This window comes from Actinomyces sp. S6-Spd3, assembly GCF_000758755.1.
Classification (GTDB): domain Bacteria; phylum Actinomycetota; class Actinomycetes; order Actinomycetales; family Actinomycetaceae; genus Pauljensenia.
In genome coordinates, this window is sequence record NZ_JRMV01000226.1 from 1 (window position 1) to 500 (window position 500).

The window sequence follows — 500 nt, forward strand, 5'->3', positions numbered from 1 at the left end:
GTATGGCAGCGATAAGTTGGTCCGCTTCGTCTTGACTAGGAGCAATCATGACCCGAATTTTCGCCAGAGACGACCTATCAGGTAACTGTTTTGCCAAAGCGCTAATTCGAGCTTGGTAATCTGGCACCAACATAGGGTTTTGAATTGACTTAAGCGCGGCAAGTCGTCTATTCCCCTCGACCATCACGTACTTACCTTGCCGATCAAGAACTACAGGTGTTTCATGCGTCAGATACCCAATTTTGCAGATGCCTTCAACAAGTCCTAGAGCGTCCTCATTGACGAATAGGTCTTCAATAATATCTGCCTCGACTTTCGCATCAGCGATTTCGAGGCGAACATTCTTCGGATCTAAACGTATGTCTTTCAGCACATCAAGTTCAACGATTGGCCAAGTCGAAGTGTCTAACATGAGCAGCAGCCTCTTCCGAGAGTAAAGGTGGGTAAAATCGGACGCTGAAAACAGAGAGGTATTCTACAAAGGTTTGTGGTGTCGTAGC

Annotated in this window: 1 protein-coding gene; it reads right to left on the reverse strand. The window is 46.6% G+C overall.

Features of this window, described 5'->3' with window-relative positions:
- Window positions 1-412 (reverse strand): hypothetical protein (locus tag HMPREF1627_RS01880; RefSeq protein WP_034500643.1); only part of this gene is annotated, 412 nt, incomplete at its 3' end.
- Between the last annotated feature and the right edge of the window lie 88 nt (window positions 413-500).